We start from the raw sequence: 15,334 nt of genomic DNA, 5'->3' as shown, positions 1-15,334 counted from the left end.
ACGTTGGGGGGTGACGTCAGCGAAAGGAAGTCGCCACAACCCATCAGAAGGTTGCCGAAGCGCTCAGGCCGGTGCCGGGAATCCGGCTCCGGCGGCCGTCAGGGCGCCACCGCCACCACGAAGATGCGGCGGAAGGGGAAGAGCGTGCTGCCGTCCGGCTCCGGCGGGTAGGCGGCGCGCAGCGCGTCGCGGTAGGCGAAGAGGAAGTCGACGCGGGCCTGCGGCGCGTCCTCCAGCGCGGCCAGGACGGGGCGCAGCCCGGTGCCCATGACCCAGTCGAGCACCGGGTCCTCGCCCTCCAGCCGGTGCAGATAGGTGGTCTCCCAGGCGTCCACGGCGCAGCCGAGACCGGCCAGGGCGGCGTAGTAGCCGGCGGGGGTGTCCACCGGGTCGCCGGTGCGCAGGACGCCCGCGAGCCGGTCGCGCCAGGGCCCGTCGGCGGCCAGTTCGCGCATCAGGGTGTGGCTGGGGGCGCCGAAGTTGCCCGGCACCTGGAAGGCGAGGACGCCGCCGGGCTCCAGCGCGGCGATCCAGCGCGGGAAGCGGGCGGCGTGGTCCGGCACCCACTGGAGGGCGGCGTTGGAGAGGATCAGCCGATAGGTGCGCGGCTCGGGGGCCCACGCGGCCAGATCGGCGCGGGCGAAGTCCACCGAGCCGCCGCCGGGCGTGTCTCCGGCGTACGCGGCGGCCTCGGCGAGCATGGCGGGTGAGGAGTCGTAGCCGGTGATCACGGCGCCGGGCAGGTGCTGGGCGAGCAGCCGGGTGGGCGCGCCGGGGCCGCAGCCGAGGTCGGCGACGCGGGGCCGGCCGGTCAGCCGGGGCAGCCGGGCGAGCAGGTCGCGCAGCGGGCGGGTGCGGTGGTCACCGAAGTGGCGGTACTGGCCGGGGTCCCAGAGATCGTTCATGCCACGACCCTGCACGCTCAGCTATCTCGATGTCAAGATAAACGGCTTCAAGAGACTTCACATCGACAGAACTACTACACTGCCTTGCATGAAGGACGAGGTCGATCGACTGGTCGCGGCCTGGCGTCGGGAGCGCCCCGATCTCGACGTGGAGCCGCTGGAGGTGCTGAGCCGCGTCAGCAGGCTGGCCCGCCACCTCGACCGCGCCCGCCGCCAGGTGTTCGCCGAACACCAACTGGAGACCTGGGAATTCGACGTGCTCACCGCACTGCGGCGGGCCGGCACCCCGTACCAGCTCTCCCCCGGCGCGCTGCTCACCCAGACCCTCGTCACCTCCGGCACCATGACCAACCGCATCGACCGGCTCGCCAAACGCGGCCTCGTCGAACGCCTCCCCGACCCCAGCGACCGGCGCGGCGTCCTGGTCCGCCTCACCCCCGCCGGACGCCAGCACGCCGACGCCGCCCTGGCCGGCCTCCTCGACCAGGAGCGCGCCATCCTGGACGGCCTCACCGCCCCCGAGCGGCAGAACCTGGCCACCCTGCTCCGGACCCTCACCGCCCCCTTCGACAACACCTGACCGGAAAACGTTGACTTCGAGCGCGCTCCCGCTCGTACGGTGAGGGGATGACCACCACCGCACAGCAGCACATCGGTTCGGGGTTCGGCGCCCACAGCACGGCCGAGGACGTCCTGCGGGGGATCGACCTCTCCGGGAAACTCGCGGTCGTCACCGGTGGCTACGCCGGGCTCGGCCTTGAGACCACCCGCGCGCTCGCCGGCGCGGGCGCCCATGTCGTCGTCGCCGCCCGGCGGCCCGGGACGGCCGAGAAGGCACTCGACGGCCACGCCGAGGTCGCCGAACTCGACCTCGCCGACCTGGAGAGCATCCGGCGCTTCGCCGACGCCTTCCTGGCCTCCGACCGGTCCGCCGACATCCTCGTCAACAACGCCGGCATCATGGCCTGCCCCGAGACCCGCGTCGGACCGCACGGCTGGGAAGCCCAGTTCGCCATCAACCACCTCGGCCACTACGCCCTCGCCAACCGGCTGTGGCCCGCCCTCGCCCGGGACGGCGGCGCCCGGGTGGTCGCCGTCTCCTCCGCGGGGCACATGCGCGGCGGCATCCACTGGGACGATGTGCAGTTCACCCACGGCTACGACAAGTGGCGGGCGTACGGCCAGGCCAAGACCGCCAACGCGCTGTTCGCCCTGCACCTGGACACCCTCGGCCGGGACGCCGGCGTGCGCGCCTTCTCCGTGCACCCCGGGCCCATCATGACCACCCTCCAGCGCCATCTGACGACGGAGGAGATGACGGAGCTGGGCTGGATCGACGAGCACGGCACCGTCCGCACCGACTTCAAGACCCCCGCCCAGGGCGCCGCCACCCAGGTCTGGGCCGCCACCTCCCCGCGCCTGGCGGGCGAGGGCGGGGCGTACTGCGTGGACTGCGACATCGCCGGCCCCGACGCGGTACGGGAGTGGGCCACCGACCCGGACCAGGCCGCGCGGCTGTGGGCGCTGTCCGCCGAGCTGACCGGAGTCGACGCCTTCGCCTGACCGGCGGGGCACGGCGGGCGCGACGGGACGACGGGGTGGCGGGGCGACGGACGGCCCCGGCCGAGGACGACGGCGGGGCGCTCGGCTACCGTCGCGGGGCGGCCCCCTCAGAGCGGGAGGTCGTCCAGGGCACCGGTCGCGCGTCGCAAAAAAGGAGCACCCACGTTGTCGCAGTCAGCCGGCCCCGTCGCGGCCATGGAACGGCACCAGGTCGCCGTCTATCTGGGCGCCCTGGCCGCCGGGGCCCTGGCGGGGTGGGTGGCTCCGGGGGCGGGGCCGTCGCTGGAACACGCGATCAACCCGGTGCTCGCCGCCCTGCTGTACGTGACGTTCCTCCAGGTGCCCGCGGCCCAGCTGCTGCGCTCGCTGCGGGCCGGCCGGTTCCTGGCGGCGGCGCTCGTGGTGAACTTCGCGGTGGTGCCGCTGGTCGTCGCCGCCCTGTTCCCCTTCCTGCCCGCCGACCGGGCGGTGCGCCTGGGCGTGCTGCTGGTGCTGCTCGCCCCGTGCGTCGACTACGTGATCGTCTTCAGCGGACTGGCCGGCGGCAGCGCCGAGCGGCTGCTGGCGGCCACCCCGCTGCTGCTGCTCGCCCAGTTGGTGCTGCTGCCCGGCTTCCTGCTGCTGTTTCTCGGCTCCGGGCTGGGCGATGTGATCGAACCCGGGCCGTTCGTCGAGGCGTTCATCGTCCTGATCGCCGGCCCGCTCGCCCTCGCCTGGCTCACCCAGGCATGGGCCGCGCGCCGGCCCGCCGGGCGGCGGGTGAGCGAGGCGGTGGGGACCGCCATGGTGCCGCTGATGGCCGCCACACTGCTGACGGTGGTCGCCTCGCAGCTCCCCAAGCTCGGGGACAGCGCCGGCGACGTGGCCCGCGTGGTGCCGTTCTACGTCCTCTTCCTGCTGGTGATGGCCTTCGCCGGCCGGGCCGTCGCCCGGCTCTTCCGGCTCACCACCCCGGACGCCCGCGCCATCGTCTTCACCGGCGCCACCCGCAACTCCCTGGTCGTCCTGCCCCTGGCCCTCGCCCTCCCCGACGCCCTGGCGGTCGCCGCCGTGATCGTGGTGACCCAGACCCTGGTGGAGGTCGTGGGAATGGTGGCATACGTCCGGGCGATCCCCCGGCTGGTGCCGTAGCCCCCCATTCGCGGTCTCCGTGCGGGTGACCGCGCGGCGTGTGGGCTCCCGGTCGCCGGCCCGGCGTGAGGGCATGGGCGGGTACGTTCCCCCACACCCGAGGAGCACCACCGCATGCGCGCCACCCGCGTATCCCTTCCGCTGGCGGCCGTGGCCGCTCTCACCCTGGTTCCGGTGACCCAGGCAGCCGCCCAGCCGGATGACCTCGTCCCCTGCGGGCACAACGAACTCTGTTTCTACTCCGAGCCGGACGGCGGCGGCGAGATCGTCTACCGGACGCCGCTGACCGTGACCTGGACCCAGTCGGAGGAGGGCGAGTGGGAGCCGTGGCGGATCGGGTTCGCCGATGTCGAGTCCATCGACCCGCCGTTCGTGGCCAGTTCCGCACGCGGCCCGCTGCCGGCCGTGACGGACTGCGCCATCGGGGTCTACTCCGAACCGCACCAGGGCGGCGAGGGAGACGCCCAGTGGGTGGGCTCGTTCCTGGTGAACCTGGCCCCGGACTCCCCGGTCGGCTCCCTGGTCATGGACTGCGGCTGACGCCATGAGCACCTTCGTACCCACGCACCCCCACCCCGAGGAGTCCCCCGCATGCGCGCCACCCGCCTGGCCCTCCCGCTGGCCGCCCTGCTCGCCCTGCCCGTGACGCTCGCTCCCGCCGCGCAGGCCGTGCAGCAGGAGTCCGTCCCGTGCGGATTCGACGAGGTCTGTTTCTACGCCGAACCGACCGCCCAGGGCGAGATCGTCCACCGGGTCCGGATGACGGTCGGCTGGGGCTGGAACGAGCGGGACGAGTGGCATGTCCAGGAGATCGAGTTCGCCGACGAGGAGGTGATCGACCCGGCCTTCACCGCGAACTCGGTCCGCACCCCGATCCCGGCGGTGCACGACTGCGGGGTCGTCGTCTTCTCCGAGGAGGAGTTCGGCGGGGACAGCCAGTGGGCCAGTGGCCCGATGACCGACCTCGCGCTGAACTCGGAGATCCGCTCTCTGATGATGGACTGCGGCTGACCGCCACCGCCACCGCCACGTCGCCGTGGCCACGGCCCGGGTCAGTCGGCCGGGGGGACGCCCGCGCGGCGGGCGAGGGCCACGGCGGCGAGTGTGGAGTGGACGCCGAGCTTGCCGAGGACGTTCTGCATGTGGGTGCGCACCGTGTGCGGGGAGAGGTACAGCCGCTCGGCGACCGCCTTGCGGCCCAGGCCCGAGAGCATGCAGCGCAGCACCTCCAGTTCCCTGGGGGTCAGCGAGGCGACCAGCCGCTGGTGCTCGGTGCGGTTGCGCCGGTCGTGGGTCAGCTCGCGTAAGACGCCGGTCAGCAGGGCCGGCGGCACATGGGTCTCCTCGCGCAGCACACCGCGCACCACCACCAGCAGCCGCGCCAGCGAACTGTCCTTGGCCACCCAGGCGTTGGCGCCGGCGGTGAGCGTCTGGGCGGCGCGGCGCGGATCGTCGTACGTCGCGAGCATCACGGGGCGCAGCTCACCGTGGCGCTCGCGGACCAGGGTCAGCAGGGTCTGCGCCTCGGCCATGTCCACGTCCAGCAGCAGGACGTCGTAGGCCGCCCGTTCCAACTGGTGCACCGCCGCGGGGACCGTGCCCACGGCCGCCGCTTCCACATCCGTCTCGGCCGTGAGCGCGGTGGCCAGCGACTCGGCGAAGATGCGGTGCTCGTCCACCACCAACACGCGTATGCGATCCACTGGATTCCGCCCCCTGACGCGAACGGGCGGGCCTGGTGGGCGCGTTCGGGTACGGCCGCCGCCGTCCCGTAGCACCCACCGCTCTCGCCCCCTGAAAAACAGCTGTCGGCCCCCACCGATGCTGTCCCTCCAATGTACGGGCGGAAACGTCTGGGTGAAGGGGTTTGACGGAAGTCGGCCATCCCGGAAAGCCGTGCGAAGACGGGATCGCACGCCGTGGGAAGCGCCGTGCCCTGCGGGGCGCACACCCATCGTCCGCTATTCATCAGATAAACGCTCTTATCCGATGGAGGGGTGGTATATCAGCCCTCTGGGTAACATCCGCCGTGGACACTCTCGCCAAGACAGAATTTGTCCCTATCCGATCACGTCTTCTGCTGCGCAAGGCCGCGTATCCCTTTCTTCTGATCGCGCTTGTCGCAACGGTCTGGTCCACCCTCGCCTTCGGCTGGGACCTGAGCACCGCCAGCATGCCGTTCCTCATCGGCACGATCGCCTATCTGGCCATCCTGGAGCGGCTGATCCCGCACAACCCCGACTGGCACCCCAGCCGCCGCGAGTGGGGCCGGTACGGCCTCTACTACCTCCTCACCACCATCGGCAGCGTCATCGCCGAACTCGCCGTACTGGCGGGCGTGCAGCGGCTCTCGCCCGACGTGCCGCGGTTCGGGCTCGCCGTCGAGATCCCGCTGGCCGTGCTGCTCGGCTCACTCGCCAGCTACCTCATCCACCGCTGGGGCCACACCAACAAGTACCTGTGGCGGCTGCACGGCGTGCACCACGCACCGGACAAGGTGAACGTGGCCAACAACGGCGTCAATCACGTCCTTGACATCATGATCTCCCAGGGGATCGTGCAACTCGCCCTGGCCCTGGCCGGGTTCTCCGCCGAGGCGGTGTTCGCGGTCGGCCTGTTCGTCGTCGCGCAGGGCTTCTTCGTGCACGCCAACATCGAGGTGAGCACCGGCTGGGTCGGGTACATCCTCGCCAACCCCGAGCAGCACCGGCTGCACCACAGCACGGAGCTGTCCGAGGCCGGCCACTACGGCAGTGATCTGTCCATCTGGGACACGCTGTTCGGCAGCTTCACCTGGTACCCCGGGCGCCGGCCCGACCGGGTCGGGCTGCACGACCCCGCGTCGTTCCCCCCGACCGACGCGGTGGTCGCCAGCATGCTGCACCCGTTCCGTCAGAGGGACAAGCGCCCCACGTCGAGCTGACCCGCCTCCGAGGCGCCGCGGTCGAAGGAGAAGAGCACAGAGTAGGCGTCCTGGACATCGACCCGTACCGGCCGGTCCAGACGCACGCACAGCGCCCGGGCCACCTCGGTGAGCCGGGTGCGCTCCTCCGGGGAGTACGCCGGGCACCTGGCCCAGCTCTTCTCCTCCAGCTCCGCGGCGATGTGCTCCATCAGCACCGTGCGATAGCGCTGTTCCTCTTCCGTCGTGCGGACGTCGCCGATCACTAACTCTCCCGTTCAATAAGCGAGTTGAACGGCGATCAGCGTACGGGCAGCCTCCGCGCGCCCGGCGACGGGATGGCGGTGAAGATCCGCGGGGCGGTGTGCCCGGCCACCGCGAAGGCGTCCGACACGGCCTTGCCGATCGCTTCCGCCGCGTCCTCCTCCACCAGCACGATGGCCGAACCGCCGAAGCCCCCGCCCGTCATCCGGGCGCCCAGCGCACCGGCCGACGCCGACGCCTGAACGGCCAGGTCGAGTTCCGGGCAGGAGACCTCGAAGTCGTCGCGCAGCGAGGCGTGCCCCTCGGCCAGCAGCGGCCCGATGTCCCGGACCCGGCCCGCGTCCAGCAGGGCCACCACCCGCTCCACCCGGTGGTTCTCGGTGACCACGTGCCGCACCCGGCGGCGTACCTCCGCGTCCTCGATCCGGGCCAGCGCCGCGTCCAGGTCCGCGAACGGGATGTCGCGCAGCGCCCGCACCCCCAGGGCCGCCGCGCCCGCCTCGCAGGAGGCCCGGCGCCTGCCGTAGGCCCCGTCCGCGTGCGCGTGCTTGACCTGGGTGTCCACCACCAGCAGCCGCAGCCCCTCGGCGGCCAGGTCGAAGGGGATCTGCCGCTGGGACAGATCGCGGGTGTCCAGGTGCAGGGCGTGGCCCTCGGCGCAGCAGGCCGAGGCCATCTGGTCCAGGATGCCGGTGGGGGCGCCCACGAAGCCGTTCTCCGCCCGCTGTCCGATCCGGGCCAGGTCCTCGTGGCCGAGCCCGAGACCGTACAGCTCGCTCAGCGCCAGCGCCGTGACCACCTCCAGAGCGGCCGAGGAGGACAGGCCCGCGCCGACCGGTACGTCGGAGGCGACGTGCAGGTCGGCGCCGCCGACGCGGTGGCCGGCCTCGCGCAGCGCCCACACCACGCCGGCCGGGTAGGCGGCCCAGCCGGTGACCGAGCCGGGAGCGAGGGAGGCCGGGTCGACGACGGCCGGCGGGGTGCCGATCTCGCGGGAGTGGACGCGCAGTACGCCGTCGGCACGCCGGGAGACGGTGGCGGTCGCGCTGTGCGGCAGGGCGAGCGGCATGACGAAGCCGTCGTTGTAGTCGGTGTGCTCACCGATCAGGTTGACCCGCCCGGGGGCCGTCCATATGCCCTCCGGCGCGCTCCCGTACAGCCGCTCGTGCTCGGCGGCCAGGCCGGCGACGTCCTCGGTGGTCATTCCGCGCTCTCCTGCTGCCGGGCGAACGTCCACGCGTCCGCGATGATCCCGGCCAGGTCGGTCCGGGAGGGGCGCCAGCCCAGCACCTCGCGGGCGCGGTCGGCGGAGGCCACCAGGACGGCCGGGTCGCCGGCCCGGCGGCCGGCCGCGGTCTCGGGGATGTCGCGGCCGGTGACCTTGCGGGCGGTCTCGATGACCTCGCGCACCGAGAAGCCGTTGCCGTTGCCCAGGTTGCAGATCAGATGCTCGCCGGAGCGGGCGGCGGTCAGGGCGAGCAGATGGGCCTCGGCGAGGTCGTCGACGTGGATGTAGTCGCGCACGCAGGTGCCGTCGGGGGTGGCGTAGTCGGTGCCGAACACCGAGATGGAGTCGCGGCGGCCCAGGGCGGTGCGCAGCACCAGCGGGATGAGGTGGCTCTCGGGCTCGTGCCGTTCGCCGTACGCGCCGTGGGCGCCGGCCACGTTGAAGTAGCGCAGCGAGACGGCGGCCAGGCCGTGGGCGGCGGCCTCGCTGGTGATCATGTGGTCCACGGCGAGCTTGGTGGCGCCGTAGGGGTTGGTGGGCGCGGTGGCGGCGTCCTCGCGGATGGGCGTGGTGTCCGGCTCGCCGTACACGGCCGCGGTGGAGGAGAAGACCAGGGTGCCGATGCCCGCCGAACGCATGGCGGCGAGCAGGTCGATGGCGCCGCCGACGTTGTTGGACCAGTACTTCGCCGGGTCGGTGACCGACTCGCCGACCTGCGAGCTGGCGGCGAAGTGCAGCACGGCGTCGTACCCGCCGTCCAGGTGGCGGGCGGCGTCCTGGACCCGGCCCTCGATGAACTCGGCGCCGGCCGGGACGGCTTCGCGGAAGCCGGTGGAGAGGTCGTCCAGGACGGTGACGCGGTGCCCGGCGGCCAGCAGATGGGCGGCGACCACGCTGCCCACGTAGCCGGCGCCGCCGGTGACGAGGTATCGCTTGCCGGTGCTGGTCATGCGGTGGCCACCTCTCGCAGCCGGGCGGCAGCGGCCTCCGGCAGGGAATCACTGACGAACACATTCATACCGGACTCGGATCCGGCCTGGTACTTGAGCTTGTCCGGGCCCCGGCGGATGGTGAACAGCTCCAGGTGCAGGGCGAAATCGGCGCGTGCCTCGTCGCCGATCCCGCGGAAGGGCGCCTGGTGCCAGCCGGAGATGTACGGGGTGGGGGGCATGTCCGGGCCGAAGACCCGGTCGAAGCGGCGCAGCAGGTCGAGGTAGACGGCGGGGAACTCGGCGCGGGCCGCCTCGTCCAGGGTCCGCAGGTCGGGGACGCGGCGGTTGGGGTACAGGTGCACCTCGAACGGCCAGCGGGCGGCGTACGGCACGAAGGCCGTCCAGTGGTCGGTGGCCAGCACGACGCGGGAGCCGTCGGCGCGTTCCTCGGCGAGCAGGTCGTCGTAGAGGTTGCCGCCGCCGGTGGCGCGCTTGTGCTCGGCGACGGCGGCCAGGGCGCGCTCGGTGTGCGGGGTGACGAAGGGGTAGCCGTAGATCTGGCCGTGCGGGTGGGCGAGGGTGACGCCGATCTCGGCGCCGCGGTTCTCGAAGGCGTAGATCTGGGTGACGGCGGGGTTCTCGGCGAACTCGGCGGTGCGGTCGGTCCAGGCGTGCAGGACGAGCGCGGCCTGGTCGGGGGTGAGGTCGGCGAAGGAACCGTCGTGGCGCGAGGAGAAGCAGACCACCTCGCAGCGGCCGAGGTCGCCGGAGAAGGAGGGGAAGCGGTTCTCGAAGACGACGACGTCGTAATCGGCGGCCGGTATCTCGCTGAGCCGGTCGTCCCGCGACGGGCACAGCGGGCACTGGTCGGCCGGGGGGTGGTACGTGCGGCTCTGGCGGTGCGCGGCGTAGCCGACGTACTCGCCGCGCAGCCGGTCGCGACGGATCTCGGAGGAGGGCGCGGCGAGTTCCAGCGGCCTCCGGTCGAGTGCGGTGCGGTCGGCGTCCTCGCGGGAGTCGAAATAGATCAGCTCTCGCCCATCGGCCAGCTTGACCGTGGTCCTCTTCATGCCGTCCTCACTTGCCAGCACCCACTCCAACAGAATCAAACATAATGAAGCATACCCCTGCAGGGGGCGTCAACCGCGTAGGCGGCTTACCGCCGGGCGGGCGGGCGCCTGCCGCGGGCGGGGACGCGGGCGGGGCGGTGGCGCAGGGGCGGGCAGGGTGGCACGCGCGCGGCGGAGCTCGCGTGCCAGGGGCGCAGGGCGCGGGCCAGGGGCCGGGCGCAGGGCCGCGGTACCGCGGGCCAGAGACGCGGGGCAAGGGCGAAGAAGAGGGTAAGCGCGGGCCGAGTGGCGCCGGGGCGCAGCGGGGCGGTGGCGCAGGGGCGGGCAGGGTGGCACGCGCGCGGCCGGGCTCGCGTGCCAGGACGCAGTGCGCGGGCCAGGGGCCGGGCGCAGGCCCGCGGTACCGCGGGCCAGAGACGCGGGGCAAGGGCGAAGAAGAGGGTAAGCGCGGGCCGAGTGGCGCCGGGCGGAGCGGAGCGGGGCAAGGCGGCGCAGGGCGCGCGGGGCAGGCGGAGAGGGCGCGCGGGCCAGGGCGCGCGGGCCAGGGCGCGCGGGGCAGGGCGCGCGGGGCAGGGCGCGCGGGGCAGGGCGGGAAGGTCGGGGCCCTTCCGGCCTTCCCGCCCTGCCCGTGCCGGGACCGGCTCGCCGCCCAGCGGGCGTCGGCAAGGGCCGGCAGGGGCCGAGCCCGGGCGGGGGCCGGCAGGCGCCGCGTCCGGCTGGGGCCGTCCGCCGCTCTGCGGGGTGCCGGCAGGCGTTGGGCTCAGGACGGAGGGGCCTGCCGTGCCGGCCGGTTCGGCAGGTGGTTCAGCAGACCGGTGCGCACCGCCAGCGCCGCCGCCTCCAGCCGGGAGGCCGTGCCGAGTTTGGTCAGCAGGCGCTGGACATGGGTACGCGCCGTGCTCGGGGCCACCCCGAGACCCGCGGCGATCAGCCGGGTGTCCTCGCCCTCCACGATCCGCAGCAGCACATCGGTCTCCCGCTCGGTCAGCAGCGCCGCCAGCCGCGCGCCCTCCGCGTCGGGACCGCTGCTCGGGCTGAGCAGTTCGGTGAACGCCTCCCGCAGCAGGCCGGGCGCGACCGCCGACTCGCCCGCGCGGACCTTGGCCATCGCGCGTTCGACCCCCTCGATGCGCTCGTCGTGCCGCACATACCCGCGCGCCCCGGTCGCGAAGGCGACCGCGACACCGCGCGGGCTGGGCACCGGGCCCAGCACGAGCACCCCCACCCGCGGCGCCTCGCGCCGCAGCCGCTGCACCAGATCGAGCGCCCCTGGCGCCTCCGGCGCCGCCGACCCCAGCAGACAGACCTCCGGCTGCTTCCCCAGCACCAGATCCGCCGCCCGCCCGGCCGGCGCCCCCGCCCCCAGCACCCGGTGTCCGCGCACCCGCAGCGCCGAGGCCAGCGCCTCCGCCACCAGCCGCCGGTCGTCGACGACCACGACCCGGACGCTCATCGGTAGACCAGCACGGCCGGAGTGCCGGGCTCGTCGTGGCTGTAATACTTCTCGTTCACCATGATGAACGCGCCGTTGTGCCACAGCAGCGCGACGTCGTCGCCGATGACATCGCTCATCAGCGTCCGTTCCGCCTCCCGTTGCGCACGGTCGAGCGTCATCAGCGGTGTGGCTTGCTCGGTTTCGGGATCAAGGGCGACCACCATGCCCTCAGTCTGCGAGTCCGCCAGCTGATACGCGAGCACTTGACCGTGCACGACCGCGAACGGCTTGATATCGCCGCCGCCGATCGGCTCCACGTCGTACAGTGCGGTCCCGGTGCTCAGGTCGAAGGCGATCACGGCGTTGCCCTCGCCCTCCGGGGTGCTGCCGAGGAACAGGAAACCGTCCGAGACCATCGCGCCCCGGCACTGGTCCAGCACATTGGTCGTGCAGGGCCGCAGCTGGCGCTGCGGGTCGAAGTCCACGACGTGCGCGATCTCCTCGTACGCGTCGTCGATCACCCAGATCTGCGTCACCGGCTGCTCGGTCATCGCGCCGACCCGGGCCTGGACGACCAGCGGCGAGGTCGAGATGACGGAGTCCACCGTGAACGGCTCGCCCTCGTGCTCGGCGCCGAACTCCCACTCCCACAGGTCCTCGCCGGAGGGCGCGGTGGCGCGGATGCTGCCGCTGTCGAACTCCAGCACGTTGCCGCACGTCATCAGCGCGATCAGCGTCTCGTCCACATTGGCGTAGCCGCGCTCGCGGCAGTCGTCGTCGCTGCGCGGCTCCCATATCTTCTGGGCGTCCGTGATGCTGTAGCCGGAGCCGCCGCTCGCGGTGCCGATCGCCACGATGTCACCGACGATGGCCGGATAGTCCCAGCTGCCGAGCGCGATCCCGGACGTGGCCTCGTGCGGGATGGTGAACAGTTCCTCGCCCACCGCGATGTCCACCACCGTCAGGAACTCGCAGTCCATGCCCTGGAGGACGGCCACCCGGTCCTGGGAGGCGGAGATCGACGCCCGGCAGTTGCCCGCGTGGTGCTCCAGTGGAACGGTCCACAGCTCGGTGCCGTCCGCCAGGTCGTAGGCGACCAGGCCCTCGGGCATCAGCCGCACCAGCTGGTCGCCGGACACCCAGGTGCCGGGTGCGTCGATCATGCCGTCGCTGACGTCGGGTATCGGCTGGTCCCAGGCGAGCGAGGCGTCCACGGTCTCGGTGGGCAGCGGGTCCTGGCCGCCGGGCGCCGCGTCCTGGCCGCCGTCGCCGGTGCCGGCGATCAGCCACACCGCCCCACTGCCGATCAGCGCCAGCGCCAGCACCCCGGCCAGCCCCATCAGCGCCAGCTGCCAGCCGGGCCGCCGGCCCTCCCTGACCTCGATGACGGGATGCGGGGGCGGCGCGGCGGCGGGGCCGGCGGGGCCGCTGTACGGGGACGGGGCGGGCCACGGTGTGCCGGGCGGCGGCTGCGCGCCGGACGCGGTCGGCGGGCCGAACCCGCCCGTCGGCGGCCCGGCGGGTGGCGGTGTGGCCGGACCGAATCCCCCGCCGGGGGCCGGGGTGGTGGGACCGGACGGGGGCGGCGTCGGCGGGCCGTAGCCGCCGCCCGGCGGCGGGGTCGCCGGACCGTAACCGGAGCCCGGTGCCGGGGTCGGCGGGCCGTACCCACCGTCCGGGGCGGGCGGCGGATTCGGCGCGGGCGGACCGTACCCCGAGCCCGGTGCCGGAGTCGGCGGACCGTACCCACCGTCCGGGGCGGGCGGCGGAGTCGGCGGGCCGTACCCCCCGGCCGGCGGCGGGGTCGCGGGGCCGAACCCGCCACTCGGCGGCGGCGTCGCCGGACCGAACCCGTCCGCCGGCGGCCCGGCAGGGGGCTGCCCGCCCTGGCTGTACGGCGAAGGCGGCGGTGTGGGTGGCGGCTGAGACATCTACTCCCCCTGAGCGGCGGCACGCCCGTTCTTTGTACCACCGCGCGCCGACACCCCGGGGCGCCAGTCCCCGCTCCGGGCCCCGCTCCGGCCCCTGCCGCAACGGCCCGGCCCCGCCGGCCACCGGCCGCCCTCAGCTCCCCTCGGACAGCTCCAGCCAGCGGGTCTCCAGTTCGTCCCGGCGGGCCGCCAGCTCCCGCAGCTGCGCGTCCAGACCGGCGACCCGCGCGAAGTCGGTGGCGTGCTCGGCCATCTCCTTGTGCAGCTCGCTCTCCTGGCCCTCCAGCCGCTCCAGTTGCCGCTCGATCTTCTGGATCTCCTTCTGCGCGGCCCGGGACAGCTGCGCGGGCGCCGGGGCGCCGGCCGCCGCGGCGGGGGCCGCCGCCTGGCCGGCCGGCGCCGTCTGCTTGCCGGCCGCGCGCCGCTCCAGGTACTCGTCGATGCCGCGCGGCAGCATCCGCAGCGTCCGGTCCCCGAGCAGCGCGAACACCCGGTCGGTGGTGCGCTCCACGAAGTACCGGTCGTGGCTGATCACCACCAGCGAGCCCGGCCAGCCGTCCAGCAGGTCCTCCAGCTGGGTCAGGGTCTCGATGTCCAGATCGTTCGTCGGCTCGTCCAGGAACAGCACATTGGGCTCGTCCATCAGCAGCCGCAGGATCTGGAGCCGGCGCCGCTCACCGCCGGACAGATCGCCGACCGGCGTCCACTGCCGCTCCTTGCTGAACCCGAACCGCTCGCACAGCTGGGAGGCCGTCATCTCCCGCCCCTTGCCCAGCTCGACGCGGGCCCGCACCGACTCCACCGCCTGGAGCACCCGCCATGTCGGGTCCACCTCCCGTACCTCCTGGGAGAGATACGCCAGCCGCACCGTCTTGCCGACCTTGATCCGGCCGGCCGTCACCAGCGGCGAGCCGCCCCGCTCACCGTCCGGGTCGGCGGCCGACTCCGCCATCGCGCGCAGCAGCGAGGTCTTGCCGGCGCCGTTCACACCCACCAGGCCGATCCGGTCGCCGGGGCCGAGCTGCCAGGTGAGATGCCGCAGCAGTTCGCGGTCCGCACCGACCCGGACCGTCACGTCCTCCAGATCGAAGACGGTACGGCCCAGCCGGGCGTTCGCGAACCGCATCAGCTCGGCGCTGTCGCGCGGCGGCGGCACGTCGGCGATCAGGTTGTTGGCGGCCTCGATCCGGAACCGGGGCTTGCTGGTACGGGCCGGGGCGCCGCGCCGCAGCCAGGCCAGCTCCTTGCGCATCAGGTTCTGCCGCTTGGTCTCCTCGGTGGCGGCGATGCGTTCGCGCTCGGCGCGCGCGAACACGTAGTCGCTGTACCCGCCTTCGTACGCGTGCACCGCACCGCGCTGCACGTCCCACATCCGGGTGCAGACCTGGTCGAGGAACCAGCGGTCGTGGGTGACGATGACCAGCGCGGAGCGGCGGGCGCGCAGATGGCCGGCGAGCCAGGAGATGCCCTCCACGTCCAGGTGGTTGGTGGGCTCGTCCAGGACGATCAGGTCCTGCTCGGCGATCAGCAGCTTGGCGAGCGCGATCCGGCGCCGCTCGCCGCCGGAGAGCGGGCCGATGACCGTCTCCAGGCCCTGCGGGAAGCCGGGCAGGTCGAGTCCGCCGAACAGGCCGGTCAGGATGTCGCGGACCCGGGCGTCGCCGGCCCAGGCGTGGTCGGGCAGGTCGCCGATGACCTCCTGCCGGATGGTGGCGGCCGGGTCGAGCGAGTCGTGCTGGGTGAGCAGGCCGAGCCGCAGCCCGCCGACGTGGGTGACCCGCCCGGCGTCCGGCTCCTCCTGCTTGGCGAGCACCCGGATGAGGGTGGTCTTGCCGTCGCCGTTGCGCCCCACCACGCCGATCCGGTCGCCCTCGCCGACGCCGAGGGAGATGCCGTCCAGCAGCGTACGGGTGCCGTACACCTTGCTGACGGATTCCAGGTTGGCGAGGTTGCGGGAAGAGGGGGTGGACAAG

General features: G+C 73.5%; 15 protein-coding genes. 6 read left to right on the top strand and 9 right to left on the bottom strand.

From position 1 onward, the window contains the following. Window positions 1-98 precede the first annotated feature (98 nt). Window positions 99-905 carry a trans-aconitate 2-methyltransferase gene (locus BM385_RS20365; RefSeq protein ID WP_093843923.1) on the bottom strand — a complete coding sequence of 269 codons (807 nt, stop codon included), beginning with the start codon at window positions 903-905 and terminating at the stop codon, window positions 99-101. A gap of 88 nt (window positions 906-993) precedes the next feature. Here BM385_RS20365 and BM385_RS20360 point away from each other — a divergent pair, with 88 nt between their 5' ends. From BM385_RS20360 to BM385_RS20340, 5 genes are all read left to right on the top strand, one after another. After that, window positions 994-1,485, top strand: coding sequence for a MarR family winged helix-turn-helix transcriptional regulator (locus BM385_RS20360; protein WP_019433561.1), 492 nt, complete (start codon window positions 994-996; stop codon window positions 1,483-1,485). A gap of 47 nt (window positions 1,486-1,532) precedes the next feature. Then, entirely contained in the window at window positions 1,533-2,468 is a 936-nt protein-coding gene (locus tag BM385_RS20355; protein WP_093843922.1) for an SDR family NAD(P)-dependent oxidoreductase, read from the top strand. A gap of 195 nt (window positions 2,469-2,663) precedes the next feature. Next, a complete protein-coding gene (locus BM385_RS20350; protein ID WP_254791685.1) occupies window positions 2,664-3,599 on the top strand; it encodes a bile acid:sodium symporter in 936 nt (311 codons plus the stop codon). A gap of 114 nt (window positions 3,600-3,713) precedes the next feature. Then, window positions 3,714-4,139 carry a hypothetical protein gene (locus tag BM385_RS20345; protein WP_019433558.1) on the top strand — a complete coding sequence of 142 codons (426 nt, stop codon included), beginning with the start codon at window positions 3,714-3,716 and terminating at the stop codon, window positions 4,137-4,139. A gap of 51 nt (window positions 4,140-4,190) precedes the next feature. Next, the gene (locus BM385_RS20340; protein ID WP_093843920.1) at window positions 4,191-4,610 is read left to right on the top strand and encodes a hypothetical protein; all 420 of its coding nucleotides are present in this window, start codon (window positions 4,191-4,193) and stop codon (window positions 4,608-4,610) included. A 41-nt stretch (window positions 4,611-4,651) separates the two neighbouring features. On the opposite strand, the gene BM385_RS20335 is transcribed toward BM385_RS20340, so the two are convergent. Continuing rightward, window positions 4,652-5,302, bottom strand: a complete 651-nt coding sequence (locus tag BM385_RS20335) for a LuxR C-terminal-related transcriptional regulator (protein ID WP_026047393.1) — start codon at window positions 5,300-5,302, stop codon at window positions 4,652-4,654. Between the two features lie 470 nt (window positions 5,303-5,772). On the opposite strand from BM385_RS20335, the gene BM385_RS20330 reads away from it, so the two are divergent. After that, window positions 5,773-6,522 carry a sterol desaturase family protein gene (locus tag BM385_RS20330; protein ID WP_019433555.1) on the top strand — a complete coding sequence of 250 codons (750 nt, stop codon included), beginning with the start codon at window positions 5,773-5,775 and terminating at the stop codon, window positions 6,520-6,522. On the opposite strand, the gene BM385_RS20325 is transcribed toward BM385_RS20330, so the two are convergent. From BM385_RS20325 to BM385_RS20290, 7 genes are all read right to left on the bottom strand, one after another. Beyond that, window positions 6,492-6,767 carry a hypothetical protein gene (locus tag BM385_RS20325; RefSeq protein WP_019433554.1) on the bottom strand — a complete coding sequence of 92 codons (276 nt, stop codon included), beginning with the start codon at window positions 6,765-6,767 and terminating at the stop codon, window positions 6,492-6,494. The two genes, BM385_RS20330 and BM385_RS20325, sit on opposite strands and share 31 nt — an antisense overlap. A gap of 35 nt (window positions 6,768-6,802) precedes the next feature. Next, window positions 6,803-7,969, bottom strand: a complete 1,167-nt coding sequence (gene galK / locus BM385_RS20320; RefSeq protein WP_093843919.1) for a galactokinase — start codon at window positions 7,967-7,969, stop codon at window positions 6,803-6,805. After that, a complete protein-coding gene (gene galE / locus BM385_RS20315; protein ID WP_019433552.1) occupies window positions 7,966-8,943 on the bottom strand; it encodes a UDP-glucose 4-epimerase GalE in 978 nt (325 codons plus the stop codon). Before galE ends, galK begins: the two co-directional genes overlap by 4 nt. Then, window positions 8,940-9,995: a galactose-1-phosphate uridylyltransferase gene (gene galT, locus BM385_RS20310; RefSeq protein ID WP_093843918.1), complete on the bottom strand. Its 1,056-nt coding sequence runs from the start codon at window positions 9,993-9,995 to the stop codon at window positions 8,940-8,942. Before galT ends, galE begins: the two co-directional genes overlap by 4 nt. Window positions 9,996-10,755: 760 nt before the next feature. Further along, window positions 10,756-11,448: a response regulator transcription factor gene (locus BM385_RS20305; protein WP_093843917.1), complete on the bottom strand. Its 693-nt coding sequence runs from the start codon at window positions 11,446-11,448 to the stop codon at window positions 10,756-10,758. Next, window positions 11,445-12,770, bottom strand: coding sequence for an outer membrane protein assembly factor BamB family protein (locus BM385_RS20300; RefSeq protein ID WP_093843916.1), 1,326 nt, complete (start codon window positions 12,768-12,770; stop codon window positions 11,445-11,447). The genes BM385_RS20305 and BM385_RS20300 overlap by 4 nt, the downstream gene beginning before the upstream one ends. Window positions 12,771-13,494: 724 nt before the next feature. After that, window positions 13,495-15,333, bottom strand: a complete 1,839-nt coding sequence (locus tag BM385_RS20290; protein ID WP_019433548.1) for an ABC-F family ATP-binding cassette domain-containing protein — start codon at window positions 15,331-15,333, stop codon at window positions 13,495-13,497. Between the last annotated feature and the right edge of the window lies 1 nt (window position 15,334).

This window comes from Streptomyces harbinensis, assembly GCF_900116145.1.
In the GTDB taxonomy this organism is placed as follows: domain Bacteria; phylum Actinomycetota; class Actinomycetes; order Streptomycetales; family Streptomycetaceae; genus Streptomyces; species Streptomyces carpaticus.
This window is presented reverse-complemented; position numbering and strand designations above follow the sequence as displayed.

Excerpts from the sequence above, each read along its gene's own strand:
- BM385_RS20305 (WP_093843917.1), bottom strand. The coding sequence starts at position 11,448 with ATGAGCGTCCGGGTCGTGGTCGTCGACGACCGGCGGCTGGTGGCGGAG.
- BM385_RS20355 (WP_093843922.1), top strand. The coding sequence starts at position 1,533 with ATGACCACCACCGCACAGCAGCACATCGGTTCGGGGTTCGGCGCCCAC.
- BM385_RS20350 (WP_254791685.1), top strand. The coding sequence starts at position 2,664 with ATGGAACGGCACCAGGTCGCCGTCTATCTGGGCGCCCTGGCCGCCGGG.
- galK (WP_093843919.1), bottom strand. The coding sequence starts at position 7,969 with ATGACCACCGAGGACGTCGCCGGCCTGGCCGCCGAGCACGAGCGGCTG.
- galE (WP_019433552.1), bottom strand. The coding sequence starts at position 8,943 with ATGACCAGCACCGGCAAGCGATACCTCGTCACCGGCGGCGCCGGCTAC.
- BM385_RS20365 (WP_093843923.1), bottom strand. The coding sequence starts at position 905 with ATGAACGATCTCTGGGACCCCGGCCAGTACCGCCACTTCGGTGACCAC.
- BM385_RS20330 (WP_019433555.1), top strand. The coding sequence starts at position 5,773 with ATGCCGTTCCTCATCGGCACGATCGCCTATCTGGCCATCCTGGAGCGG.
- galT (WP_093843918.1), bottom strand. The coding sequence starts at position 9,995 with ATGAAGAGGACCACGGTCAAGCTGGCCGATGGGCGAGAGCTGATCTAT.
- BM385_RS20340 (WP_093843920.1), top strand. The coding sequence starts at position 4,191 with ATGCGCGCCACCCGCCTGGCCCTCCCGCTGGCCGCCCTGCTCGCCCTG.
- BM385_RS20360 (WP_019433561.1), top strand. The coding sequence starts at position 994 with ATGAAGGACGAGGTCGATCGACTGGTCGCGGCCTGGCGTCGGGAGCGC.
- BM385_RS20345 (WP_019433558.1), top strand. The coding sequence starts at position 3,714 with ATGCGCGCCACCCGCGTATCCCTTCCGCTGGCGGCCGTGGCCGCTCTC.
- BM385_RS20300 (WP_093843916.1), bottom strand. The coding sequence starts at position 12,770 with ATGGGGCTGGCCGGGGTGCTGGCGCTGGCGCTGATCGGCAGTGGGGCG.